Annotated in this window: 17 protein-coding genes and 1 tRNA gene; 10 read left to right on the top strand and 8 right to left on the bottom strand. The window is 44.7% G+C overall.

Translation table 11 applies throughout. The annotated features are described in order from the left end of the window. Positions 1-47: 47 nt before the first annotated feature. On the bottom strand, positions 48-1,004 hold the full coding sequence (locus ACP2WE_RS09990) for a branched-chain amino acid ABC transporter permease (RefSeq protein WP_425215408.1): 957 nt from the start codon (positions 1,002-1,004) through the stop codon (positions 48-50). A gap of 47 nt (positions 1,005-1,051) precedes the next feature. On the opposite strand from ACP2WE_RS09990, the gene ACP2WE_RS09985 reads away from it, so the two are divergent. Next, positions 1,052-1,882: a C39 family peptidase gene (locus tag ACP2WE_RS09985; protein ID WP_425215407.1), complete on the top strand. Its 831-nt coding sequence runs from the start codon at positions 1,052-1,054 to the stop codon at positions 1,880-1,882. A 116-nt stretch (positions 1,883-1,998) separates the two neighbouring features. Here ACP2WE_RS09985 and ACP2WE_RS09980 read toward each other — a convergent pair whose 3' ends face one another. Further along, a complete protein-coding gene (locus tag ACP2WE_RS09980; protein WP_425215406.1) occupies positions 1,999-3,003 on the bottom strand; it encodes a diguanylate cyclase domain-containing protein in 1,005 nt (334 codons plus the stop codon). 484 nt (positions 3,004-3,487) lie between these two features. On the opposite strand from ACP2WE_RS09980, the gene ccmO reads away from it, so the two are divergent. Next, positions 3,488-4,258: a beta-carboxysome assembly protein CcmO gene (ccmO, locus tag ACP2WE_RS09975; RefSeq protein WP_425215405.1), complete on the top strand. Its 771-nt coding sequence runs from the start codon at positions 3,488-3,490 to the stop codon at positions 4,256-4,258. 8 nt (positions 4,259-4,266) lie between these two features. Here ccmO and ACP2WE_RS09970 read toward each other — a convergent pair whose 3' ends face one another. Next, positions 4,267-4,815 carry an SLOG cluster 4 domain-containing protein gene (locus tag ACP2WE_RS09970; protein WP_425215404.1) on the bottom strand — a complete coding sequence of 183 codons (549 nt, stop codon included), beginning with the start codon at positions 4,813-4,815 and terminating at the stop codon, positions 4,267-4,269. Positions 4,816-4,878: 63 nt separating this feature from the next. Here ACP2WE_RS09970 and ACP2WE_RS09965 point away from each other — a divergent pair, with 63 nt between their 5' ends. Both ACP2WE_RS09965 and ACP2WE_RS09960 read left to right on the top strand, forming a co-directional pair. Next, positions 4,879-5,106, top strand: a complete 228-nt coding sequence (locus ACP2WE_RS09965) for a CAB/ELIP/HLIP family chlorophyll-binding protein (protein ID WP_425215403.1) — start codon at positions 4,879-4,881, stop codon at positions 5,104-5,106. Positions 5,107-5,148: 42 nt separating this feature from the next. Next, on the top strand, positions 5,149-5,871 hold the full coding sequence (locus tag ACP2WE_RS09960) for a CIA30 family protein (RefSeq protein WP_425215402.1): 723 nt from the start codon (positions 5,149-5,151) through the stop codon (positions 5,869-5,871). 338 nt (positions 5,872-6,209) lie between these two features. Here the strand turns inward: ACP2WE_RS09960 and ACP2WE_RS09955 are convergent, their stop codons facing one another. Further along, a complete protein-coding gene (locus ACP2WE_RS09955) occupies positions 6,210-7,595 on the bottom strand; it encodes a metal-dependent hydrolase family protein (protein WP_425215401.1) in 1,386 nt (461 codons plus the stop codon). A 442-nt stretch (positions 7,596-8,037) separates the two neighbouring features. On the opposite strand from ACP2WE_RS09955, the gene ACP2WE_RS09950 reads away from it, so the two are divergent. From ACP2WE_RS09950 to ACP2WE_RS09940, 3 genes are all read left to right on the top strand, one after another. Beyond that, positions 8,038-10,761: an MGH1-like glycoside hydrolase domain-containing protein gene (locus ACP2WE_RS09950; RefSeq protein ID WP_425215400.1), complete on the top strand. Its 2,724-nt coding sequence runs from the start codon at positions 8,038-8,040 to the stop codon at positions 10,759-10,761. Between the two features lie 355 nt (positions 10,762-11,116). Further along, positions 11,117-12,490: a DUF2252 domain-containing protein gene (locus ACP2WE_RS09945; protein WP_425215399.1), complete on the top strand. Its 1,374-nt coding sequence runs from the start codon at positions 11,117-11,119 to the stop codon at positions 12,488-12,490. A gap of 152 nt (positions 12,491-12,642) precedes the next feature. Beyond that, positions 12,643-12,716, top strand: a tRNA-Pro gene (locus ACP2WE_RS09940). Between the two features lie 112 nt (positions 12,717-12,828). Here the strand turns inward: ACP2WE_RS09940 and ACP2WE_RS09935 are convergent. Together ACP2WE_RS09935 and ACP2WE_RS09930 are read right to left on the bottom strand one after the other, a co-directional pair. After that, entirely contained in the window at positions 12,829-13,116 is a 288-nt protein-coding gene (locus ACP2WE_RS09935; RefSeq protein WP_425215398.1) for a hypothetical protein, read from the bottom strand. Positions 13,117-13,127: 11 nt separating this feature from the next. Continuing rightward, positions 13,128-14,585: a glycosyltransferase family 4 protein gene (locus tag ACP2WE_RS09930; RefSeq protein WP_425215397.1), complete on the bottom strand. Its 1,458-nt coding sequence runs from the start codon at positions 14,583-14,585 to the stop codon at positions 13,128-13,130. A 537-nt stretch (positions 14,586-15,122) separates the two neighbouring features. Here ACP2WE_RS09930 and ACP2WE_RS09925 point away from each other — a divergent pair. Next, positions 15,123-19,904: a CmcI family methyltransferase gene (locus ACP2WE_RS09925; RefSeq protein ID WP_425215396.1), complete on the top strand. Its 4,782-nt coding sequence runs from the start codon at positions 15,123-15,125 to the stop codon at positions 19,902-19,904. Between the two features lie 146 nt (positions 19,905-20,050). Here ACP2WE_RS09925 and ACP2WE_RS09920 read toward each other — a convergent pair whose 3' ends face one another. Both ACP2WE_RS09920 and ACP2WE_RS09915 read right to left on the bottom strand, forming a co-directional pair. After that, a complete protein-coding gene (locus ACP2WE_RS09920; protein WP_425215395.1) occupies positions 20,051-20,785 on the bottom strand; it encodes an HAD-IA family hydrolase in 735 nt (244 codons plus the stop codon). 21 nt (positions 20,786-20,806) lie between these two features. Continuing rightward, positions 20,807-21,238, bottom strand: a complete 432-nt coding sequence (locus ACP2WE_RS09915) for a hypothetical protein (RefSeq protein ID WP_425215394.1) — start codon at positions 21,236-21,238, stop codon at positions 20,807-20,809. Between the two features lie 374 nt (positions 21,239-21,612). On the opposite strand from ACP2WE_RS09915, the gene ACP2WE_RS09910 reads away from it, so the two are divergent. Further along, positions 21,613-23,196: a polysaccharide biosynthesis/export family protein gene (locus ACP2WE_RS09910; protein WP_425215393.1), complete on the top strand. Its 1,584-nt coding sequence runs from the start codon at positions 21,613-21,615 to the stop codon at positions 23,194-23,196. A gap of 70 nt (positions 23,197-23,266) precedes the next feature. Further along, entirely contained in the window at positions 23,267-24,205 is a 939-nt protein-coding gene (locus tag ACP2WE_RS09905; RefSeq protein ID WP_425215392.1) for a UDP-glucuronic acid decarboxylase family protein, read from the top strand. Positions 24,206-24,245: the final 40 nt, after the last annotated feature.

The raw sequence follows: 24,245 nt of genomic DNA, 5'->3' as shown, positions 1-24,245 counted from the left end.
TTTAGTGATTTTCGCTATTGTGGCTTTTTAACATTGGCGATATTACTTTAAACTTTTTGAGCGAATGTGCGCCCTAATAAGCCCTGCGGTCTAACTAGCAGCATGATAAATAAAATTGCAAAAGCGACCGCATCTTTGTAAGCGGAAAAGTCTGATGGCACAAACGCCTCGACCAAGCCAATGATTACACCACCGAGTACCGCTCCTGGAATATTACCCAACCCCCCAAAAACAATCACGGCAAGTCCTTTTAAACCAAAGGCAATGCCAAAATATGGCCCAGCAATACTCACACTAGAGCCGATTAACGTACCTGCGACACCACCCAAAAAGCCTGAAAGAAAAAACGTTAACAAAATAAAAAAATCGGTATTAATCCCCAGCAAACTGGCTGTCGTCGCATCTTCTGCTACTGCTTTTAAGGCTTTACCCATTTTGGTGAAATTGATCGCGTAGGTTAATGCCGCCAGAATCACGATAGATACGCCGAAAATCACAATCTGCACCGTGCGAACCATCACGGGCTTTGCTACAGAGCCAAAATTAACCGCCGCAGGCAAATTTCCGTAAATATTGGATGGAAATGTGTAGATTTCAGCGCCGACAAGATACTGAATTAGATTCACAATGACGACAGCTACGCCCAAGCTAGATACGAGCGTTAACAAAGGATCGGCTTGTCTGGTTCGGAGCGGACGAAAGGCAAGTCGCTCGACCAAAACCCCCACCAAACCTGCCAGAATGCTGCCGACAAACAGGGCAAGGGCAAAGGGCATATGTAAGACTTGGGGTAAAGCAACGCCGCCTAACAGTCCATTAGAGCTAAATGCGCCCCCACAGAGACTATAGGTAAAATAGGCTCCGAGGGTAAAAATGGCACCATGGGCAAAATTGATAATCCCTAAAATCGAGAATACTAGGGTATAACCAAGGGCAAAGATGGCATAAACACTGCCAATTGACAGACCATTGGCAAATTGCTGTAAAAATAGGGTGAGATCCATTCTTTAATTTAAGCAGCTAAGGGAAACCAGAGGATATTAAAGCAGGCATGAAGTTATCAAAGATCTTTTTTGGCATTAGTTTGGGCATTGCCTCAGCATTTGCGGCTGCCTTCACAGGGTTCCTAGCAAACTCTTCCACTGCAAATTCAAGTGCTAACTCCTCACCCTCTAATGCTTTAAGTAAAAATGCTGCCAAGACCACAGAGATCGCTGAAACCACACTGAGCCCCCTGATAGACGCCTATACCGCCATGGCACAGCAAGAAAGCGATCGCCTCAAACATAGCGAAAAACTCAGTCTAACCCTCCCCGATACTGGCAGTCAAAATGATAGTTGGAGTTGCGGGCCTAACTCGGCAGCAAGAGTTCTGAAATTTTACGGACATGATGTGGATTACGACATGGTTCGATCTGCCACCGAAAAAAACTTTATCCTACCCGAACAAATTAAAAATCCGCTCGATAACAGTTGGGTGAATATTCGTACAGGCACAACGCCCAAGGTCTTGCAAAAGGTGATGCAACGATGGGAAGGCGATAAGGTAAAACTGGCAAGAAAGGTCGAACTTGCTACCCTACTCAGCCTGCTAGAAACAGGTAAACCTGTCATTGGCTTGATTAGAGTTGGCAGCTTTAAAGTGCCCCTGTTTGGTACAGCCCCCTACCTACATTGGGTAGCGCTTACGGGTTTCGATCGCGCGCAACACTTGATCTACTACACCGATACCAATGGCAAAGAGGCAACCATGTCCTATGAGGAGTTTATGCAGAAATGGAGTCTCGGTTCGGACGGCAATGCCGTAAACGCAATTTTAAAAGGCAATGGTGTGGAGCCCAGAACCATTGTGTGGGTCGATCGCGGCAAAGACGAAATTTAGACTTTGTTAATTTGCTGTTAGCTATTAGCCGTTAGCTTTTTGAATCCCTGCAATACCAAAGGTTTAGGATCGTAAATTTATTACAAGGTCATAAAATTTCTACCCCTTAATTTAGGCTAACCGATCTTATACATGCGATCGCGACCTAATTCTTTGGCACGATAGAGCGCGTAATCTGCTGCCGTAATTAGCACCGTTGATAAGGATTCTACAAGCGGAATTAGGCTGGCTACACCCACACTGATCGTGACATATTCACTTACATCTGAGTCTTCATGTCCGATCTTTAGATCTTTGACATTTGCGCGAATTTGCTCTGCTACATTTGCCGCGCCTTCAATTTCTGTATTAGGTAGCAAAATGGCAAACTCTTCACCACCATAACGAGCCGCCATGTCAGCAGGACGACGCACCGATTGTTTTAAAATGTGAGCAACTTTTCGCAGGCAATCATCCCCAGCTAAATGCCCGTAGGTATCGTTGAAATTCTTAAAAAAGTCGATGTCACACATGACTAAAGACAAGGGCAGTTGTTCGCGGGCGAGACGACTCCATTCTAGGTTGAGGTATTCATCAAAGCGTCTGCGATTGGCTAACTGGGTCAACCCATCTAAGTTTGCTAGATTCTGCAACTCTTCATTGGCTTTTTGGAGCGCCGCCTCAGCCGACAATCGACTTTGAATTTCTTGTCTGAGCTGATCGTTTTGTTGTTGGAGCTTTTTTTGCAGGCGACGTAAGGTTAGTTGATTTTCTACCCGTGCCAACACCTCTGCCAACTGAAACGGCTTGGTTACATAGTCTACGCCCCCGACTGAAAAAGCCTGCACTTTATCAAGCACTTCATCACGCGCACTAATAAAAATGACGGGAATATCGCAGGTTTTAGGATCGGCTTTGAGTTGTTCGCACACTTGAAAGCCGTCCATTTTTGGCATGTTGATATCCAATAAAATCAAGTCGGGTAACTCTGCATGGATGCCCATTAATGCCATTTGCCCATCAATGACGCCTCTTACCTCATAGCCCCTTCGGGTCAACATACTCGAAAGCAGACGAAGATTGTGGGATGTATCGTCAACAACTAAAATGTACTCCCTCGTTTTTTCGTCTTGAGGAATCATGCTTGGTTCAGAGGCGTTATGAATAAATGTTCTCACTTTATCTAATGTTACCAAACATGAAGTTTTTAACTTGAATGCTTGTATTATTCTCAACGAATTGACTTTACGTCTGTAGTGGAAACCACTTTAGCAGAGCTAATTTAAAAATCTTAAATAATACACTAGAGTTTGAGTCTGACCGCTCTTGTCTATATCTTTCCCTGATAGAACCACTTGATTATCTATAGCTGTTAAGATACCTGTAACAAGGTAAGCATCATTAAGGCAGCGAACTAAAAAGTTACAGATTTAGAGCGGTATGTCTTTGCATTTAAACATATGCGTTTAAATTAGGTGTTGTGGGCATGGCGTAAAGCTTTCCATATTTCTTGGTGATACCATTTTCAAAAACCTGCGCGAAATGCGGGACTAAAATCTCGCTCTGCTGCAAACTTAATTGAAATGGGTATGAGTATTTAGGGAGATGCATAGATGGGAGGCATAAATGGGACAAGGTCAGCCGCGTAAGGCTCCCAATCGTTCGAGTCAAGCGATCGATTTAAGAGAAAGTGCGCTTGGCTTGGTGTCAACGATAAGCTTTCCTGCGATCGTCGGTACAGCGGACATGATGCTCAAGTCAGCAACAGTAACTTTTGTAGGGTACGAAAAAATTGGTGGTGGCTACTGTACGGCGATCGTGCGAGGTCGGCTGGCTGATGTGCGCCTAGCGGTGCAGGCAGGGGCTGAAATGGCAGAACAATTTGGGCAATTGGTATCGACTTCGGTAATTCCTAGACCTTTGGCAAATCTCGATATGGTTTTGCCCATTGGTAGCCGTTTGAGTCAATATGCCAGTGGGGGCTATAGCCGCCTCAGTAACCAAGCAATCGGTTTGTTAGAAACAAGAGGTTTTCCAGCGATGGTGGGTGCAGCCGATGCCATGCTCAAGTCCGCAGAGGTCTATTTAGCTGCTTACGAAACAGTCGGGGCTGGTCTTTGTACGGCGATCGTACGGGGTGCGGTGGCGGATGTGGCGATCGCGATCGAAGCGGGTATGTATGAGGCAGAACGCATTGGGGAATTTCACACCTTGATGATTATTCCTCGTCCATTGGATGACTTGGAAGAGACGTTACCTGTGGCAAGTTGCTGGATTGAGGAGCCTAAGCCTGTATTAATGCCAATTAATTTAAAAGAGGTAGAGAGCGAGTTGATCGAGCTACCCGTCTTAGAAATGCCTGTTTTAGAAAAGTTATCTGTGAAAAACGATCAGTGAGTTGGTTGTCAGTTGTCAGTTGTTGGATCTTCGAGGGGATTGATTTCTAGCAAAATAGTTTGCTTTTGTTCTTGCAATAGTTGTTTGGCGATCGCGATCGCATCTAGAACACTGTGGGCTGAAACAACATCTGTGGGGGACAAGCTTTGAAAAAAAGCAGTACTGGCTTGGTCAACATTCAGCAAAATCACCTTTCTGTGAGCTTTGAGTGCGAGGGCAACTTCAGAGGCAGTTCCCGAACTCATGCCAATGGCAATCACAAGATGACTAGACAAGACATTAATATTATTGCGAGCGCTGCCCATATCGGTCATGATCGGGATATCGATCGCAGCAGAGACAGACTCAAAGTCTTTGTTAGGAATAATTCCAATGGTTAGACCTCCCTCGGCTTTAGCACCACAGCTAACCGCATCCATAACCCCATAGCCCATGCCTCCGCTCAAAGCGATCCAAGATTCTTTGGCAATAAACCGACCTAGCTCATAGGCTGTACTGATGTCACTCTCGGTTGCACTTCTCCCTGGTCCCATCACACCAATAATTACTCTTTTCATAAAGTTTTAGTCATTCAACGTTAAAATTTAAAATTATTAAGTTTCTTATATAAATACCACTTTATGACTGACGAACCTAAAACTCGCACGGCGTTCACAAAAGATGAAAGAGGTTTGATGAACAATTGGGCGATCGAACCAAAAATGTATGTCGATCAAGAAGAAGAGCGCTTTGGTATGACTGAGTACGCAGAAATGATTAATGGACGCCTTGCCATGTTTGGTCTAACAGCAGTACTGATTCTAGAAGTCATAACGGGCAAAGGACTTTTGCAAATGTTGGGCTTTTAAGGGAGGAAGCAATCTACGATCCTAACTACATGACAAACTTAAATGACAACAGAAAAAGACTCTAAATCATGGGATTTTGGTAGGTTCGTCAAAACTCTCGCCTATTTCGGCGTTGTACCTCTATTGAGTAATTTAGACTGGTTTCAACAACTGTTAGGTAGCAAAACCAATCCCAAACTTGACACCCAAAAAATTATGAACGGCGATCGCCTCACAGAAAATTCGCTCAACTTGACTCTTTTTGACTTTCGCCATTCTGCCCAAGATTTGCAAAATATCTGGGGAGCAGTGGATGACGTCGTGATGGGTGGGGTGAGTCAAAGTGATATCAAAATCAGTGATGGCAAGGCTATATTCTCTGGGAACGTCTCATCCGCAAACTCTGGCGGGTTTGCTTCCGTGCGGACTCGAAATTTCGATCCTCCAATGAATCTAGCTGGTTACGATGGGATTGAATTAAACATCAAAGGAGATGGATTGCGCTACAAATTTTTAGTTAGAAGCGAATCTCGATGGGATGGCATTGGTTACAGTTTTTCGTTTGATACCGATGCGGACAAATGGATGAAGATTCGTATACCTTTTACCAACATGATTCCTGTGTTTCGCGCTAAGGTAGTACCCGATGCCCATTTAAATTCATCACAGATTCACGCCATTCAGCTTATGCTAAGTAAATTTGAGTATGATGGTGGGCTAAATCCTCACTTTAAGGCAGGCAATTTTCAGCTTCAAATTGATTCTATTACCGCATATCGTAATTGAGTTGCCTAATCTAGCTGTAGAAATCATCTGCGAAGTGTCCATTTTCTCCTAAGAAAAAATAGTGGATTCTGTTGGAACTTGGGCAAAGGTTTGGATCGGAATCACAAGTGCTGCTATATAAGCAAGAAATGTAGGTATCAAGATGCGAAGATGTTGAATTTTTATGAAGTTCTCTTTCATAATTATCGATTAATTGGAATGAAATCGTTGGATGGTTTTGAATAAAAGCGATCGCTTCTCAAGGATGCGATCGCTTTTGCTAATGCTGCCAATTAAGCAAGCATTTAAGATGTCACGTTAAGAACTTGAAAGGTTCGGTTTTGGAACTCCTTAACAAGCTATGAGAGCGCGTTCTTGTAAATCTTTCCGTCCTTCACAATCGCGACAAAGTTTTTGGCTGGATCTTCGATCAGTTTGATGTTTGTCAGCGGATCTCCGTTCACCAGCAGTAGGTCGGCAAGCGCACCTTCTTCGACGACGCCCAATTTACCCGGATAGGGATTGCGGGGACCAGATAAGGCAAGTAATTCGGCATTTGTGCTGGTTGCCATCTTCAGAATTTCAGCGGGCGTGTACCAACGAACTAGTTTCGCAAGTTGTGCGCCTTGCCGAGTGGCTAACTTAGCATCAAATAGGGTGTCTGTACCCCAAGCAGTCTTGAGATTGTATTTCTTCGCCAATTTATAGGCAGTGTCAGTACCATTGGTCACTTGCAATTGTTTGATGCGATTGGGCGATCCTTCGGCAGACGGAATCGCATCCTCGTCGTCGAGAAACGGTTGCATACTCAGCCAGATTCCTTTTTCAGCCATGATCTTTGCGGTTGCGTCGTCCATCAATTGACCGTGTTCGATACACTTGACCCCAGCACGGATCGCTGTCTGGATGGCGATCGGCGTGTAAGCATGAACTGTCACGTAGGTGTTCCAGTTTGCTGCGGCTTCGACAGCGGCGCGAAATTCTGATTCCGTATACTGGCTGACATCTAGGGGATCGTAGTCCGATGATACACCGCCACCTGCCGCCAGTTTAATCTGAGTCGCCCCCTGCATCAATTGCTCGCGAGTTCGACGCAGAACCTCATCCACACCGTCTGCGATTGTACCTACGCCATACACTTCACCGCGACTGAGCGGTGTAGTAGCCGATCTGGGTAGTTCCTTGAGCGATCGGAAGTCACCATGTCCGCTCGTCTGCGAGATCATCGCACCCGAAGGGTAGATGCGTGGGCCGACGATCGCACCCTTATCAACTAACTTCTTTAACTCGAACACGGGACCTGCCATATCGCGAGCACTGGTAAAGCCTCGCAGCAGCATGTCTTTTGCTGCGGTTTGTGCAGTCTTAAATATGGTTTCGGGTGTGGTGTTGGGAGAGAGGAGGTCTTCTTTGCTGGTAGCCGCCATAAACAGGTGCGTATGGTTATCGATCAGTCCAGGCATTAGCACGCGACCATCGCCATTAATCCTTTTCGTGTCTGATGGTGGGGTAATGGAATTTTGGGAAATTGTTTTGATTTTGTTGCCAACCACCAAAACACTGGACGGTTCGGAAAGTCGGTCAGAGATGCCGTTAAAAATACGAACGTTCTCAAACAGAATGCTGCTAGGTTGAAGCGTTTGTGCGTTCATGGGTGCTGGACTCTGGGCAAAGCCTATGAGTGCGATTAGTGCGACGATCGCTAGCACTAAAGACCCAAATAGAGCGGGGTATCGAAATCGCATGGGTTGATCTCCTCATTTGTAAACATCATTGAAGGTAATATCTCAATCTGGAAAGCGCGATCGCGTGAGATTCATGAATCGTTACGGGATTCAGAATATTATCCCCAGTCGGAATTCAAGCGCATCAAGAGACCAGCGGCGGTAAGCATTCCGAGAGGAATTACTGAGGTAGGAATCGAAATTTTTGTTTAGAGGCTGACTACTTTTAATTTGCATCTAACTTGTATCTACTAATCTGAATAATAGAGATAATTTGATTTCGGACAAACTACAGGCAAGTATCTCAGTAATTTTATTATCTTGTCTCATTTCGATCAAAAAAGCTAGATAATATTCATATTCATGGGGGTAATGCCATCAAGCTGTTACTTTCATAGGATGCCTTAAGTTTCCACTTGCCAGCTAAATCTTTAATTATCTTGAACCAACCCAAGAACAATTTATGACAGCCGAACAAAGCAGACTGCAAGAGACACAACGCAACATTCCTTGGAAAAAGTGGGGACCCTATTTGAGCGAACGTCAATGGGGCACTGTGCGCGAAGACTACAGCGATAACGGCGATGCTTGGAATTATTTTTCCCACGACCAAGCACGATCGCGTGCCTATCGCTGGGGAGAAGATGGATTGGGAGGCATTTCCGACGACCACCAAGTTCTCTGTTTTGCCTTAGCACTATGGAATGGGAAAGATCCCATTCTCAAGGAAAGATTGTTTGGGCTTAACAACAGCGAGGGCAACCACGGTGAAGATGTGAAGGAGTACTACTTCTATCTCGATAGCACGCCCACGCATTCCTACATGAAATATCTGTACAAGTATCCGCAGGCGGCTTATCCTTACGAGGATTTGGTTAAAACCAACCGACAGCGCAGTCGAGACGAATTGGAATACGAACTGCTCGACACGGGCATTTTTAACGAAGACCGTTATTTCGATGTCTTTCTCGAATACGCCAAAGCCGATTCTGAAGACATCCTGATTAAAATTAGCGTTGCCAATCGCGGATCCGAAGCCGCTACGCTGCACCTATTGCCAACGCTCTGGTTCCGAAATACTTGGTCTTGGGCTGATGGCAGTTCTAAGCCCATCCTGCAAAAGGTAGGGAACGCAGGGGATAACGTCATCCACGCCCATCACACCGATGCTACATTTCAGGAATGGATTCAGGACTACTATCTCTACACTGAAGGCAACGTTCCGCTGCTATTTACAGAGAATGAAACCAACAACGCCCGTCTCTTTGCCACGCCCAATGCCAGTCCCTATGTCAAAGATGGGATTAACAATTATCTCATTCATGGAGAGAAAGATGCTGTCAATCCCGCTCAGATGGGAACGAAAGCTGCTCCTCACTATCCATTGAGCGTAGGGGTAGGAGAAACGCAAGTCGTTCGCCTGCGACTCTCTCGCACCGCACCCGCCCAAAAGAGCGCTCCCTTTGGCGACTTCGATCGCATTGTTCAAACGCGCTTGCAAGAAGCCGATGCTTTCTATGCCGCGATTACGCCAGTCAAAGTCCAAGCCGACCGCGATCGCACCAATGTCATGCGTCAGGCTCTGGCGGGAATGCTGTGGACAAAGCAATATTTCTACTATGATGTCGATAAGTGGCTGGACGAACATAATGTTGACTCCACCCAGCGCAAGAAAATGCGTAACGGCGATTGGGCTCACATGTACAACGATGACATTATCTCCATGCCAGACAAGTGGGAATACCCTTGGTTTGCCGCTTGGGATTTGGCATTCCATATGCTGCCCTTGTCGATTGTGGACTCGGATTTCGCGAAAGTCCAGTTGGATTTGATGCTGCGCAATGACTACCTGCACCCTAACGGTCAAATCCCCGCCTATGAATGGAACTTTGGGGATGTGAATCCGCCCGTCCATGCCTATGCCACCATGCAAACCTATTTAGCCGACAAGGCACGGAATGATGGCAAGGGAGATCTGGACTTTCTCAGGTATGCCTTTGCTAAACTGCTGGTCAACTTTACCTGGTGGGTCAACCGCAAGGATCGCGAAGGTAATAACGTCTTTGAGGGAGGCTTTTTAGGACTGGATAACATTGGCGTGTTCGATCGCAGTTCGCCCCTACCCACAGGTGGACACCTAGAACAAGCAGACGGTACGGCTTGGATGGTATTTTTTAGCCAGCAAATGCTGCGGATTGCCGTCGAACTGGCGGTTCACATTCCTCTCTACGAAGAATTTGCCAGCAAGTTTTTCGAGCACACGATTTTGATCGCTGGGTCAATGGATCGCATGGGAGAGCTCAAAGATGAGATGTGGGATGAAGCGGATGGGTTCTTTTACGATGTCTTGCGATTGCCCGACGGTCAGGCGATGCGTTTAAAGGTGCGATCGCTCGTGGGACTCTTGCCCCTCGCCGCTGTCTCCGTTTTTGAAGCAAGTGACATTGCGAAATTACCAAACTTCCTCAAACGCGCACAGGCATTCTTGCGCCGTCGCCCCGAACTCACCGCGAATATGCACATGCCCGACCAGCCCAGTGCTGCAGGTCGGTATATGCTATCGATCTTCAACGAGCAAAAATTGCGCCGCGTTCTCGCGAGAATGTTGGACGAAAGCGAATTCTTTAGCCCCCACGGTATCCGATCTCTTTCCCGCTACCATAGCGAACATCCGTTTGTGTTCTATCACAACGGTCAAGAATTTCGCGTGGATTACCTGCCGGGCGATTCCAACACGGGTATGTTTGGCGGTAATTCCAATTGGCGCGGCCCCATCTGGATGCCCGTTAATTTATTGCTCTTTTCCGCACTCCTGCGCCTCTATTCCTTTTACGGTGACTTGTTTAAGATCGAATGCCCAACTGGCTCGGGTCAGTACATGACCCTGTACGAAGTCGCTCAGGAACTGGGCGAACGACTGACGAGCATCTTCCTGCGCAACAAAAACGGTCATCGTCCCACCTATGGCGCATCGGAAAAGTTCCAAAACGACCCCCACTGGAAAGATTTAATCCTGTTCTACGAATACTTCCATGGCGACAATGGTGCAGGGATTGGAGCCAGTCACCAAACAGGTTGGACGGGTTGTGTCGCTCGCATCATTCAGGCAATGAGTGATATCACCCAAGAGGTTGCCTCTGGCGCAAATGCGGAAATGGAAGCGATTAAGAAGACAGTAGGGAAATAAATTGTCGGGGCAGTCCCCCCGCGATCGACCTCCGTGCCCCTGTGTTTGCCCGAAAATAGGGGGTAGGCACAGAGGCACTACCTCTACCAGTCGTTCTATTTTTCCAATGCCATGCAATATTTCTGATTGTGCAATATGGGAACAATGAAACCGATCGGTTGCCAGTAAGATCGAGGATTCGGTAAGGGGGAACAAATTGGATTGATTTGCGCGGCAATCATCGCTGATTGAAAGGGATTACAATTTTGGGCAATACAGAAAATTCTTTAAATCAAACGATTATTCGATTTTACGGACGATAAGTAATATAAAAACTCTGGAAACTAAGTTGGAAACTAATCATCTTAACCATTTCATGGCGACATGCCCTTCAGTAGCTGAACGATTGGCAACAGGTAAAGCCCTACGCCGACAAGTATCTCGCCGCGCCCATGGCGAATTGAATATTGCAAGCGATCGCCAAGATCCGATCGCGATTCTAGAAGCCCAAGCCCAAACGCGATTGCCCGAACTCGTACCTGTGCGCTATGCCCGCATGTTAACTTCACCCTTTGCCTTCCTACGCGGATCGGCTGCGGTAATGATCGGCGATATTGCACATGCACCAACGATAGGCGTGCAAGTTCAGGCTTGCGGCGACATGCACGTTGCCAATTTTGGCGTTTTCGCTTCTGCGGAGCGCAATCTCGTGTTTGGCATCAACGATTTTGATGAAACTCATATAGGAGCTTGGGAATGGGATCTCAAGCGATTGACAGCCAGTGCCGTCGTGGCAGGACGCTTTCTCGGAGGCGATCGCGCTTTGTGTGAAGAGGCAGCACAGACAGTCGTACAGTCCTATCGCAACCGCATGCGCGAATATGCCCACTTCGGTTATTTAGAACTCTGGTACGCAAATATTAGAGAAGATGACTTGCTCAAGGTACTTCCCCCCGAATCTCGCAAAAGAGCCGTGACGATCGCGGCTAAAGCTCGGCATCGCACCCACCTTCAAGTGCTCGATAAGATGACCGACCTGATCGACAACCAGCAACGCATTGTCGAAACCCATCCCCTGATCGTGCGAGCGCAGACCACTAGTTCTGGGAGACCGATTTCCGAAGCTCTCGAACTTTTACTGCAAGATTATCTCGCTTCTATGGGGGCAGATCGACGGTTTCTGCTCTCGCGTTACCGCATTCTCGATGTCGCCCGTAAGGTTGTCGGTGTCGGTAGTGTTGGTACGCGCTGCTGGGTGATCTACATGCAAGGCAGGGATACGGAAGATCCGCTATTTCTCCAAGTCAAAGAAGCCCAACCTTCCGTGCTAGCTTCCTATGCTGGCAATTCACCGACTCCAGTCCCTGCTAACCAAGGACAAAGGGTTGTAGACGGACAGCGGCTAATTCAGGGCGCACCCGATATTTTCTTGGGCTGGGGCGAGCAGGATGGCTTTCAATACTACGTCCGCCAATTGCGGGATATGAAAGGTGGCGTCGAGTTCGATCCCACGAAATTTAAAGTTACCAATCTTCCTGCTTACTGTGATATCTGTGGTTGGGCGCTAGCGTTAGCCCATGCCAAATCTGGCGATGCGGCGATCTTGGCGGGCTATATGGGTAAAAGTGAAGAGTTTGACGAGGCGATCGCAAAGTTTGCCCATACCTATGCCGACCAAACCGAGCGAGATTACGATCGACTGGCAGCAGCGGCACGTCAGGGACGCATCCAAGTTGCGAACAAATTTTAATTAACTTGTTTCTGCCGTACCTGCAGCCTTTACAGCCGAGCAACGGTGAAATCAACCCTAGAATTTATGCCGCTCTAAATTTTTTGCTAAAGATCTTTCAAGATGGCACAATTTCTTGCTAGTATAATAAGCCAGCAATTTTTTGCAGGTTTCGGGGCGTAGCGCAGCTTGGTAGCGCACCACTTTGGGGTAGTGGGGGTCGCACGTTCAAATCGTGTCGCTCCGATTGACTATGGAGACAGTAACAGTATGGCTTTTGGGAGTTTCAAACAACTCCTAAGAGTCTATTCTTACGGACAGATGATGCTAAACCTTAGGGACGAGGCAATCTGACTAACTTATTTGCCGTCAGGATTGGTAACGATTAATTGCTTACCTTCGATCTGAAAAGAAACTTCGCCCCTTATATCCTGTTTTGAGTCAACTATTAGCAATCGCTTTTCATCAAGCAGTTTCCACTCAGCAGAATTTGTGTAATCTCCATTGCGAATTATTAATGTACCGTCTTTAACAAACTCCATTGTGGCTCCACTCTTTGTCTTCCACTTACCAATTAGGCGATCGCTTACTGAAGTACATGAAGCAACCAATACAGTCAAAACTAAAGTAATAAAAATTGTTTTCACGTAGAATTCTTTTAAGTGTCCGTGGATCTAAACTGGGCAACAGCGGCTCGATCTTCATTTTCCAAAGGAACATAAGTGTAAGTCTGCGAAAATTTTCCTTGACTCAAATCGCTGACAATCGAGATATTAGGTTCTTCTTTGAGGTCAATTTCTGCCTCTAGCAGCAAATTCATCACAACTTCGCCAATGATTTCATCAGCCTTTTCGGCAGAATTTGGTACAGCATACACAAGCAATGTTACAAAATTCTCATGACTGAGAACATCTCGCAAAACACTTTCCAACGCTGCATAGGTATTTTCCAAAGTGGATTGAGTCCAATCAGGAAAAATAATGAAATGATCCCCTTCGCATTCGAGATTATCTAGAGATGTTTGCTCTTTAAGCAGTTTGCCTATTTCGAGAATCCAAACCTTTAGTTTATTCGCCATCTTTTCCCATGAAAACTGTTGCGAGCGTTCGAGTCCCTTTACCACGATCGCATTGCGAACCCGTGGATTTTGGACTTGAGTCAGCGCCGTCACAAAACTATGGGGATTCCCCACTTCAATATACAAAGCTGTATCATTGACGACTTCAGGGATAGAAGAATTTTCACAGGTAATGACTGGACAGCCACAGGAAATCGCTTCTAGCAAGGGTAAGCCAAATCCCTCATAGAGCGAAGGGAATGCTAGGGCAATCGCACTTGAATAAGCGATCGCAAGTTCCTCATCTTTGAGTGGAAGTAAATGTACCTCACTACCGATTGAGAGTTCTAGAAATTCAGCGGATAAGGGTGTGTCATTGCCTACCCAAACAATATCAAACTCTTGACGATTGGGAAGTTGTGAAAATGCTTCAAAAAACAAACGATAGCGCTTATAAATTCGATTAGCGCCTACAATTAAATAGTATGGTTTTCGCAGTTGATATCGATCTCGAAATTGCTGGATTTGTTCTAACTTTGCAAGTGCAAATGTTGGCTCAACACCACAATAAGCTACAGCGATCTCTTCCATTGCTATATGAGGGAAAAATCTAGCAAGGTCATTGGCTGTACTTTGTGAGATCGCAGCATGCGCAAAAGCTTGACGAATTGCTCGGTGCTTTTCTTGCCAAACTGGTTGACTCAGATCGACTTGAAAGACTTCAGGAATCATGTCATAGACAAGACAGATTGAGGGTGTAGAAATAGGAGTAGTGTAGTAAGTGGAAACGAAAATATCCACATTTTCTGCGTCACATACTTGCTGGAGCATGAGGCGATCGCGCTCCGTATCGGCATAGTCGTAAGGAGGAATCGTGCAGTAGCGTAGGGATGAAATTTCTGGTGCTGTGCCACCGCGACTCAAAACCAATATATGTGGAGCAAAATCTGTTTTTGCCCATTCTGTTAACAGCGATCTCCATACTCGACTAACACCTCCAACGAGAGACGCTTGAAAGATAAGACCGTCAATAGCGATAGTTGGTCGATTGTTTGGCATGGTAATTTTACGTTTTGAAAACGAGTTGAGATTTGGTTAGTGTCACGAAGTTTTCGCCACTTGAAAAATGCAATGTTGCAATGCTTTTGCTGTAAGGCTTTAAAAAATCAAGTTTTTTGTGACGAAAAAATAAAGACACTAACAGATTTGAGTTTAAGCGAAATTTTGATTTCGCTTATATTGAGAACTATGGGAAAGGGTTTGGTAAAAGTGAGCATGAAATATTAAGCTTGTGATGATTGCGTTTTTCTGACAGCGTTACTAGATAAGCAAGTGTGCTATAACGAGTTACTAGGGATCCTACATCCAACGGGATTGGATATGCACTATGAAAAAGACAAGTCTCTAGACAGGAAAAATTACCAACAAAAACAATTGCATACGAGAAAATTTTTAGGTGGGGCATCAAAAAATATTTGAGATTATGCATGTAGGGATGTTTGAGTGGACATACAATCTACATTGGATTGATTTTGACCACTTTCACCTCCTTTTGCTACCTCACGTTACCGATTTACCTATCTGAGTCAAATCTTTATGATGCCAAGTCCTCCTAGAATAGCGATTGATGGCGCGATCTTTCAAGTATCAGAGGTAGGCGAAGTCAGTCGAATATGGCATTCTCTCCTGATGGCGTGGGCAAAAACAGACTTTGCTCAAAATTTGTTGATTTTAAATCGTGGTGGCACAGTACCAGAAGTTCCATCCTTACAGTATTCTGTAATTCCTCTCTATGATATCAACAACATCGAAGCAGATCGCCTAATGTTGCAGCAAGTATGTGATACGGAAGGCATCGATCTTTTTATTTCTACTGACTGCACCACACCAATTTCTACACTTTCCTTATCTTTTATACACAATACGATTTCAGAGACGTTTCAATCAGATCTTGATGAGGTAGTTAGGAAAGAGAAATATCGTGCAATTCACCAAGCCTATGCCTATGTTGCGATGTCAAATTATACTGCTCGGGATTTAATTCGCGTTTTCCCGCATATTTTGCCAGAAACGATAACTGTGGCTCATTGTGGCGTAGAAACTCTCTTCAAACCTGCTACATCAGACCAGATTGGACAATTTCAAGTCAAGCATCAAATCACCAAGCCTTACTATCTGCTTGTTGGTGAGAATTTTCCCTGCAAACGATACAATACTTTCTTTCAAGCATTCTCACACTTATCAAATCGTCAAGAGTTTGACATTGTTTGGGTTGGGAATAGACAAGGATGCCCTGCCGAATTTCGGCAACTGCTTATAGATACTACCCTACACGAGCTATTTCTTGAAGATAGAGAATTGGCGATCGCCTACTCAGGAGCGATTGCTTTCATTTTGCCTTCTCATGATAAAGGATTTGGTCTGCCTCTTCTAGAAGCGATCGCTTGTGGATGTCCTGTGATTACTTCTTATCATGCTTCAAATCCTGAAGTAGTCGGCAATGCTGCTTTGTATGTCGATCCTGACAACACGACAGAGTTTACCTGTCTTTTATTGAAAGTAATGGAAACTCAAATTCGGAATAGATTGATTTCTCAAGGAATGAAGCAAGCCGAAAAATTCTCATGGAGAAACATGGCAGATATATTTGAGGAAGCCATATTAGACATATTTATCCAAAAATCTGATGTCCAGAAATCCGACACTGGAATTATTCAATCAAAGCACAAACAAAAGCTCCCAGCAAAGCATATCCTCTTATCAACTTCAGATTTAGGAGTAGGGGGAGTCGGTCAATATAATCATGCCTTACTTTGTTATTTACAAGAGAATGGTTTTCAAGTTACTTGCCTGCAGCTAAGCAGTTTTTATGGGGATTTAATTGACGCTCGACTTGTTCAATTACAAGAAGAAATAAGAATTAATCATGTTTGGCTTAGGTTTGACGATTCAGACAAACATTATAAATTCATTACGAATGCACCGAAGATAGATTTAATCATTTGTAGTGATTCTGGTCCATTTTCTAATCTCACAATCAAAAATATTGCGATCGATGAAAATATCCCTTTTATTTTGGTTGAAGGTCTTGTTGAAGAGATTAACTTAACCCAAAATATGGATCGAGAGATTTTAGGCATCGTATCCAATCAATTTACAAAAGCCAAAGAGATCGTTGCTGTCTCAGCACATAACCTTGCATTACTGCATAACTTCTATGGGCTTCCTCACACAAAGGGAAAAGTCGTGTACTATGGAAGACCGAAAGAATACTTTGATGCTGTAGATCGGTCTATAAGAGATAAACTGAGAGAAGAATTAAAGATTCCACCACAATCAATAGTTTGCTTTACGTCAGCTAGGATTGAAAAGAGAAAAGGATATCAATATTTACTGGAATCTATTAAACAAATAATAAATACGCTTGATGAGAAGCATCTCTACTTTGTCTGGGCTGGGTCTAGTATTTTCGATCCCAAACTTGAAAGATGTCTTAGAGAGGAAATTGTAAGCCTACAAATTTCTGACCATATTATATTTTTAGGGAATGTTCCTAATATATCAGAGTGGCTGAATATAGCTGATATCTTCGTGCTTCCATCCAAATCCGAAGGAATGCCATTATCCATTATGGAAGCAATGGCAAAAGGACTACCTGTAATTGCAACAGCAGTTTCTGGTATTCCCGAAGAAATGGGACAGTCTGGCATTCTCATAGCTGACCCTAATATCCATCCAGATCGCACAGCCGCTGAATTGGGAATAGAGATTTCTCGCTTAGCTAGCGATCTTACTAAGAGACAAGAGTTAGGGAATGCCGCTAAGCAAAGAGCAGAAAAGATGTTTACTGAAAAACGAATGCTGGAGGAAACCATGGCTATTATTGATGCTGCTTTAGGTAACAAAAAGGACTATATCTCGCCTAATTTAGAGATTGTGTATCCAGATTCATGTTTTCCAAATATGATTTCTGGTGATACAAATAACTGCGATTGGCAGTACTTGCGCCGAGAAGTACCACACCATTGGTACGTCGATCGACGTCAGCCAACAATTGGTTTTTTAAGTCGCGATGAAGCGCATATTCTATATAACAACGCTTTGCAATTTCGGGGAAAGTTGGCACTGGAGATTGGATGCTGGTTGGGGTGGTCAGCTTGTCATCTTGCCTTAGCAGGCGTCCAACTAGATGTAATCGATCCGCTCTTAGGTCGTCCCGATTTTTTTAACAGCGTGCAGTCTTCGCTAACCACTGCCAAGGTTATTGATCGAGTGAACTTAATGAGCGGATATAGCCCTCAGAAAGTAGAAGAGCTAGCTGCTGAATATCAACGCAAATGGTCTCTGATTTTCATCGATGGGAATCATGATGCACCCTACCCCCTAAAAGATGCAAGAATTTGCGAAACTTTGGCAGAAGACAATGCCATGATTTTGTTTCACGATCTTGCTTCTCCTGATGTTTCTCAGGGTTTAGAGTATTTTAGGGAACGGGGCTGGAATACAACGATCTACCAAACCATGCAAATTATGGGTGTTGCATGGCGAGGGAATGTGGAACCCGTGATGCATACACCCGATCCAGATGTAGCGTGGGAAATTCCTATCCATTTGCAGCACTACAATATCAGTGGGCTTGAAAATCCTGATTTGGCAGAATTTCGGGAACTGCGATCGCAAGTTCGTCCTTTTACCTTACTCAGTGAGGCACGTCTATACTCTCTATATGCTGAGACAAAGCGAATTTGCCTTGAAGATATTGAAGGTGATTTTGTGGAATGTGGTGTTTTTAAAGGCGGTGCATCCACATTAATGGCAGCGGTAATTAATCGCTACAGTCGCAGATCGCGCAAACTCTATGCGTTTGACACATTTGCGGGGATGCCTGAACCAACTGACTTGGATCGGCATAATGGGATACCTGCCAACGACACACCTGATGGAGTAGGAACGCTTAGCGCTCCCATTGTAGAAAATCTCAGTAGAATTGCTAAGCAGCTAAATGTAACAGAAATTATTGAGCCTGTTCAGGGTCTATTTGCAGATACTTTACCGATTTACGTCCAGAAAATTGTTGGAATCGCATTGCTTCATGCTGATGGGGACTGGTATGAATCTACTATGGATATTTTCAACAATCTGTATGATTTGGTGATTCCTAATGGCATGATTCAGGTCGATGATTATGGGCATTGGGAAGGCTGTAGGGTAGCATTACACGACTTTGAAAGACTTAGAAATGCCCACTTCGATCTAAGGCAAATTGATTATACGGGTGTAAGTTTCCATAAACCTTCGCAAAATAATGAAGATTCTGCATATTGGCACACAGCTTTGCCTAGCAGTATTTTAAATACTGTGCAAAGTGCCTGCTTTAAGTATGCCTATAGAGGTATTCCTATGCAGAAGAATCCCTTTGATTTTACGCTCTATCCACTTTTGCTGTGGGAGGTGAAACCCAAAACAATTATTGAGATTGGCTCTTGCTCAGGTGGAAGTGCTGTGTGGTTTGCAGATCTGTTGGAAACCTATGGCATTGACGCACATATCTACTCAATTGATATTAATCAAGTTACAGATGTTGCCCACCCTCATGTGACTTTTTTAGGGTGCGACCAGAATCATTTAGAAAGCCTGTTGACCCATGAGTTTATGCAATCTCTTCCCCGTCCGTTGCTTGTCGTCGAAGATGGTGCTCACTTTTATGAAACGACTTTAGCTGTCCTGAACTTCTTTCATCCTTATTTACAAAAGGGGGAATATATTGTGGTTGAGGATGGAATTATTTCTGACTTAGGCGCAGATTCTGCCTATCGAGGTGGACCATGTTTGGCGCTAAGAGAGTTTTTGAGCGCCCATTTATCGGAGTATGTCATCGATCGCAAGTATTGTGATTTCTTTGGACAAAATGTAACTTGGAATATTAACGGCTATCTAAGAAAGATTAAAGATGGAACAGCATTGACTTCACCCCCATCTCAGTTCGTTTTGCGATCGCAAAATCTCATTGCCTTTGTTGATTGGTCGAAGTCCAATGAACTGATTTATGAAGAGATGCGAAGATTAGTTGCACGAGTTTTGGGCTCGCCTCATGCGGGTAAAATTAGCTTATTTCTCTATGCAAAAGGAATGGAATTAGAGAAGGTAGATGAGATCTTAGCGGAGGTGGTTATGGAATGGCTGATGGAGAGCAATACCTCAGTAGAAACGGAACCACATATCTCTATTTTGAGTGACTTGAAAGCGGCAGATTGGGAGTTTTTGGCTGCCAAGGGATTACAACGAATTGAGATCCAAAATGAAGCTAGTGATGCACTCGTATCACTGCCTATCACCTTGCTTAGTGATACGTTGGAGCATCTCGTCAACCATGCATAAAGCCTAATTTTTTGAGTAGTCAAGTAAAACGATCGAGTAGGGGCGCAAACTCTTAGTCCACCTTGAGTATGTGCCTGACTGGCTCGCGTGCCTGAGTGCAAATTATTGCGATTTGCTGGCTCGATCGCTAGCAAAATCTGCATCCTCTACTTTTCTAGTCCTAAATCTCTTAAGCTAAATATAGATTTCCCTTCTGGAACGGTATGGGCATTTGAGCGATCGCGATCTAGCCAAAAACCATTTAGACCTGCGGCGATCGCGCCTTGATAATCCTCTATAAAACTATCGCCAATATGCCAAATTTGATGGTTATTTTTTGAATCATTCTTGGAAAGTTCGTATTTTGCGAGACCCTGTTGAAAGATCTGAACATCGGGCTTGGCTGCACCGACTTCTGTAGAAATTGTAAACGAGGTGAAAAAACGTTCCAGATCGAGGGCTTTGAGCACGGGATAGATCCGACTATCAAAGTTAGAGATCACACCCAACTCAATGCTCTGTTGCTGCCAGTTCGTCAGTGTAGGGATGACATCCTGATAAACAAACCAAGGATCGGCACCAGCAAAATAAGCGTACAATCTTTGGAAAAACTGCTCAAAATCCTGAAACTTTTGAATAGAGTTCGTTTTGGTAAAAGTTTGCACGGCGATCGCTTTCCACCACTGATATTCACATTCGGGAATTTCTGATGCTGCCACCTCTGGAAATGCCATTCTTGGAGCCGCCATAAAACTTTGGATAAAGGCTCTGTTAATTTCTCTAGCGACAACCTCAACCCCAAATTCTAAAGCGATCGCGGCATAGGCATCACCGACACTGTCCCGCACACCAAACAAAGTGCCCACAGCATCAAGAAAAATAATTTTGGGTTTGATATTCATGATTTCTTAACGGGTAACGAATTACCAAAGTCCTACCACAGTAAATGTATAGATATCGTTTTTGCAGATATCAACATCAAAGTCTTCGATTGTGCTGCCATTGCTAAATGTTGCTCTGATATTGCGACGGCATTCACTTCGTCCTTCAGATACCTTGATGCTTCTCTCTTGTCCGTCTGGTAAATCTTTGTCGAGAATATTGAAGTTCCATATGCGTGCTTTGGCAGGGGATACTTGTAACGACGTTAAAGTGGAACCCGTACGATTTACAAATAGAATACTGATGCCTTTTTCTTCTTTGACTTTCGCAGGAGTATCCTGAGGTTGAGAAGCGATCGGAGAAACAACATTTTGAGTTCGAGCAAATTCAACAGGTAAAGCAACGATCCCAACGATCGTCGAAGTTGCTGCGAATACACTAAGGATAACTTTGGATATCGATCTAACCATCATGCTCTACTCCTCTCACTTTTAACGCTTTAACTTTTTAAATACTTCAACCTGCGATCGTCGTGCATCTTCAAGTTGAATCAATCAGGATGATACACTGCCTTAAAAAGCGATCGAACGCTTTTTAAAATCCTGTATGTTCCAGCAATGATTCTTTCTTGAATATATACCGATGCCTTAACGACCTAACCAACCAGAATTATAGTGCTTAAAAGACTGGTGAAGTGAGCGCTTTCCCTGCTAGAATCACTCACAGTTTTTGCCGCGATCGAAATCATACCTGTGGCAAGATCTATTGGGGTACATATTGTTTGTTAGCGATCGCGTACTCACTATATTTGTGATTTCGTATCAGTCTAAGTGGTCAGGAGTATATTATGAACCTACGGCTTAATTTATGGCAATTGTCTAAGACAATACCTGTGGTATTCGTGTTAGCAACTGCTTCTTCTGTCTCAGCCCAATCAACGATAACGCCATCCCTTAAGCCGACAAACCAACCCTCCGCTCAGGCATTACCTCAACCCTCTCCCCAGGAACTACCTCAGCCTCAGCCTTCTACGACTCCAGTTCCTCCCTTGCCTGCTACACCCTCAAATTTACTAGACTCTTCTGGGTTTGTCCCTAGTCTGAATGTTACCAGTCCTATAGAGCTTGAAAGCTACATTTTGGGTGCAGGCGATAGCCTTAAGATAGACATCTTTAACGTACCAGAGCTGAGTGGGACGCAGGCGATCGCCCCAGATGGCACGATCAATCTTTCTTTAATTGGTGCAGTCAAAGTTGAAGGCTTGTCGATTGTTGAAGCAACCAATGTATTACGGGCTAAACTTGCTCCCTATTTAGTCCGCAATATTGTCAACCTTTCCTTAGCTGCCCCTCGTCCCGTGAACATTGCATTGGTCGGAGAGGTAAATCGCCCGGGGACCTTGCAATTGGTATACACAGCAACAGGTGTGCAGGCTGCAACCTTGACTAGAGCGCTCAATGCCGCCAATGGTGTGACATCAAGAGCCGACATCAGTAGTATCCAGGTGTCTCGCTCTGAGGGGGGCGGGAGACGGCGGATCCTCAAAATCAACCTGTTAGATCTGCTGCAAAAAGGGGATGTTAGCCAAGATATTAGAATTTTAGATGGGGATTCTATCCTCGTACCCAGAATTTCAGATGTAGCGACGAACCAACCACGACCCGTAGCCAACTCTTCCTTCTCTCCAGATACATTTTCGATCCAAGTTGTTTTGGCAGGAGAAGTCAATCGAGTCGGGGCACAAACGCTAACCTATTCGCGGAATGGCGTTACACCAACAGGATTAACTGGAGCCACTGGGCAAGCAGGACTAGCAGGAACAGGAGGACCGACCACGATTAGTCGAGCCTTACAAGCGGCAGGTGGAATTACAGAAATTGCTGATATTCGGAATATTCAAGTATCTCGCTTAGATAGTAAAGGTAGTCGATCGGTTTTTACGGTCAATCTTTTAGAGTTGATTACCAAAGCTGATACCACCCAGGATATTCAACTCGTAGATGGAGACGCAATCACAGTACCTAAGTTAGCAAAGCTTAACCCGACTGAGTACGGACTCATAGCTAAGGCTACTTTCTCACCCACTACAATCAACGTGCAAATGGTTGGTGAGTTAGTGCGTCCTGGTCTATTGCAACTGAGACCCAACGCAAGATTTACTGAAGCGATTACTGCTGCGGGGGGAATCACCAACAATGGGGATTGGCGCGCAGTGGAGCTATATCACCTAAATCCTGATGGTACAGTGACGCGTAGAGACTTGACCGCTGATTTAAACTTGCCCCTTAATGAAGAATCAAACCCTGGGCTGCGCGATCGCGATGTGATTGTGGTACGCCCATCTTTTGGTGCTGGGATCTTACAATCAGTTACTAAGTTTCTCGGTGATATCGTGACACCTTTTGCGCTGATTAACAATTTGTTTAGGTAATGAGGAAGTTTCTCAGCGACATCTTTACACCCTATGCTCTAGTTAATAACTTATTTAAACGATAGCCCTTATGCGAATTTTAGTTACTGGTGGTGCAGGCTTTATTGGCTCCCACCTCATCGATCGCCTGATGGAAGCTGGACATGAGGTGCTATGCCTTGACAATTTTTATACAGGTCGTAAAGCTAACGTGCTGAAGTGGGTCGGTCATCCTGCCTTTGAGTTAATTCGCCATGACATTACCGAACCCATTCGTTTAGAAGTCGATCGAATTTATCATTTGGCTTGCCCTGCTTCTCCCGTACATTACCAGTCCAACGCCATCAAAACGGTAAAGACCAACGTATTGGGAACCATGAATATGTTGGGTTTAGCAAAGCGGGTAAACGCAAGATTTTTGCTAGCTTCTACCTCTGAGGTGTATGGCGATCCTGAAGTGCATCCTCAATCTGAAGAGTATTGGGGGAATGTCAACTGTACGGGCATTCGCAGTTGTTATGACGAAGGCAAGCGGATTTCTGAAACCCTAGCCTTTGATTACCATCGTCAGAATGGTGTCGATATTCGAGTCGTTCGGATCTTTAACACCTATGGCGAGCGCATGCTAGAAAATGATGGGCGTGTGGTCAGCAATTTTATCGTGCAATCTCTCCAAGGCATCCCCCTCACGGTTTATGGGGATGGTTCGCAAACCCGAAGTTTCTGCTATGTGTCCGATCTGGTAGAAGGAATTATCCGTTTAATGAATGGCAACTATATCGGTCCTGTAAATTTGGGGAATCCTAGTGAGTACACAATTTTACAGTTAGCAAAAACAATTCAGCATATGGTTAATCCTGGTGCGGAAATCATCTTTAAGCCCTTGCCACAGGATGACCCACGCCGTCGTCAACCTGATATTACAAAAGCGCGTCAATATCTCAATTGGGAGCCAAAGGTAGGGCTAGATGAGGGGCTTACCAAGGCGATCGCTTATTTTCGCGACGAACTTAAACAGAAAACGAGCTAGTTCTTAGCTAATCCTAACGACTAATTATTTAACGTAAACC

Origin of the sequence: Tumidithrix helvetica PCC 7403, assembly GCF_965232925.1 — a bacterium.
Lineage (GTDB): Bacteria > Cyanobacteriota > Cyanobacteriia > Pseudanabaenales > Pseudanabaenaceae > Tumidithrix > Tumidithrix helvetica.
The sequence above is the reverse complement of the archived record's forward strand: the minus strand, read 5'-3'. Positions and strand labels throughout refer to the sequence as shown.

Bases quoted from the DNA above. Each gene is read 5' to 3' on its own strand.
- ACP2WE_RS09990 (WP_425215408.1), bottom strand. From the start codon at position 1,004: ATGGATCTCACCCTATTTTTACAGCAATTTGCCAATGGTCTGTCAATT.
- ACP2WE_RS09985 (WP_425215407.1), top strand. From the start codon at position 1,052: ATGAAGTTATCAAAGATCTTTTTTGGCATTAGTTTGGGCATTGCCTCA.
- ACP2WE_RS09980 (WP_425215406.1), bottom strand. From the start codon at position 3,003: ATGATTCCTCAAGACGAAAAAACGAGGGAGTACATTTTAGTTGTTGAC.
- ccmO (WP_425215405.1), top strand. From the start codon at position 3,488: ATGGGACAAGGTCAGCCGCGTAAGGCTCCCAATCGTTCGAGTCAAGCG.
- ACP2WE_RS09970 (WP_425215404.1), bottom strand. From the start codon at position 4,815: ATGAAAAGAGTAATTATTGGTGTGATGGGACCAGGGAGAAGTGCAACC.
- ACP2WE_RS09965 (WP_425215403.1), top strand. From the start codon at position 4,879: ATGACTGACGAACCTAAAACTCGCACGGCGTTCACAAAAGATGAAAGA.
- ACP2WE_RS09960 (WP_425215402.1), top strand. From the start codon at position 5,149: ATGACAACAGAAAAAGACTCTAAATCATGGGATTTTGGTAGGTTCGTC.
- ACP2WE_RS09955 (WP_425215401.1), bottom strand. From the start codon at position 7,595: ATGCGATTTCGATACCCCGCTCTATTTGGGTCTTTAGTGCTAGCGATC.
- ACP2WE_RS09950 (WP_425215400.1), top strand. From the start codon at position 8,038: ATGACAGCCGAACAAAGCAGACTGCAAGAGACACAACGCAACATTCCT.
- ACP2WE_RS09945 (WP_425215399.1), top strand. From the start codon at position 11,117: ATGGCGACATGCCCTTCAGTAGCTGAACGATTGGCAACAGGTAAAGCC.
- ACP2WE_RS09930 (WP_425215397.1), bottom strand. From the start codon at position 14,585: ATGCCAAACAATCGACCAACTATCGCTATTGACGGTCTTATCTTTCAA.
- ACP2WE_RS09925 (WP_425215396.1), top strand. From the start codon at position 15,123: ATGATGCCAAGTCCTCCTAGAATAGCGATTGATGGCGCGATCTTTCAA.
- ACP2WE_RS09920 (WP_425215395.1), bottom strand. From the start codon at position 20,785: ATGAATATCAAACCCAAAATTATTTTTCTTGATGCTGTGGGCACTTTG.
- ACP2WE_RS09915 (WP_425215394.1), bottom strand. From the start codon at position 21,238: ATGATGGTTAGATCGATATCCAAAGTTATCCTTAGTGTATTCGCAGCA.
- ACP2WE_RS09910 (WP_425215393.1), top strand. From the start codon at position 21,613: ATGAACCTACGGCTTAATTTATGGCAATTGTCTAAGACAATACCTGTG.
- ACP2WE_RS09905 (WP_425215392.1), top strand. From the start codon at position 23,267: ATGCGAATTTTAGTTACTGGTGGTGCAGGCTTTATTGGCTCCCACCTC.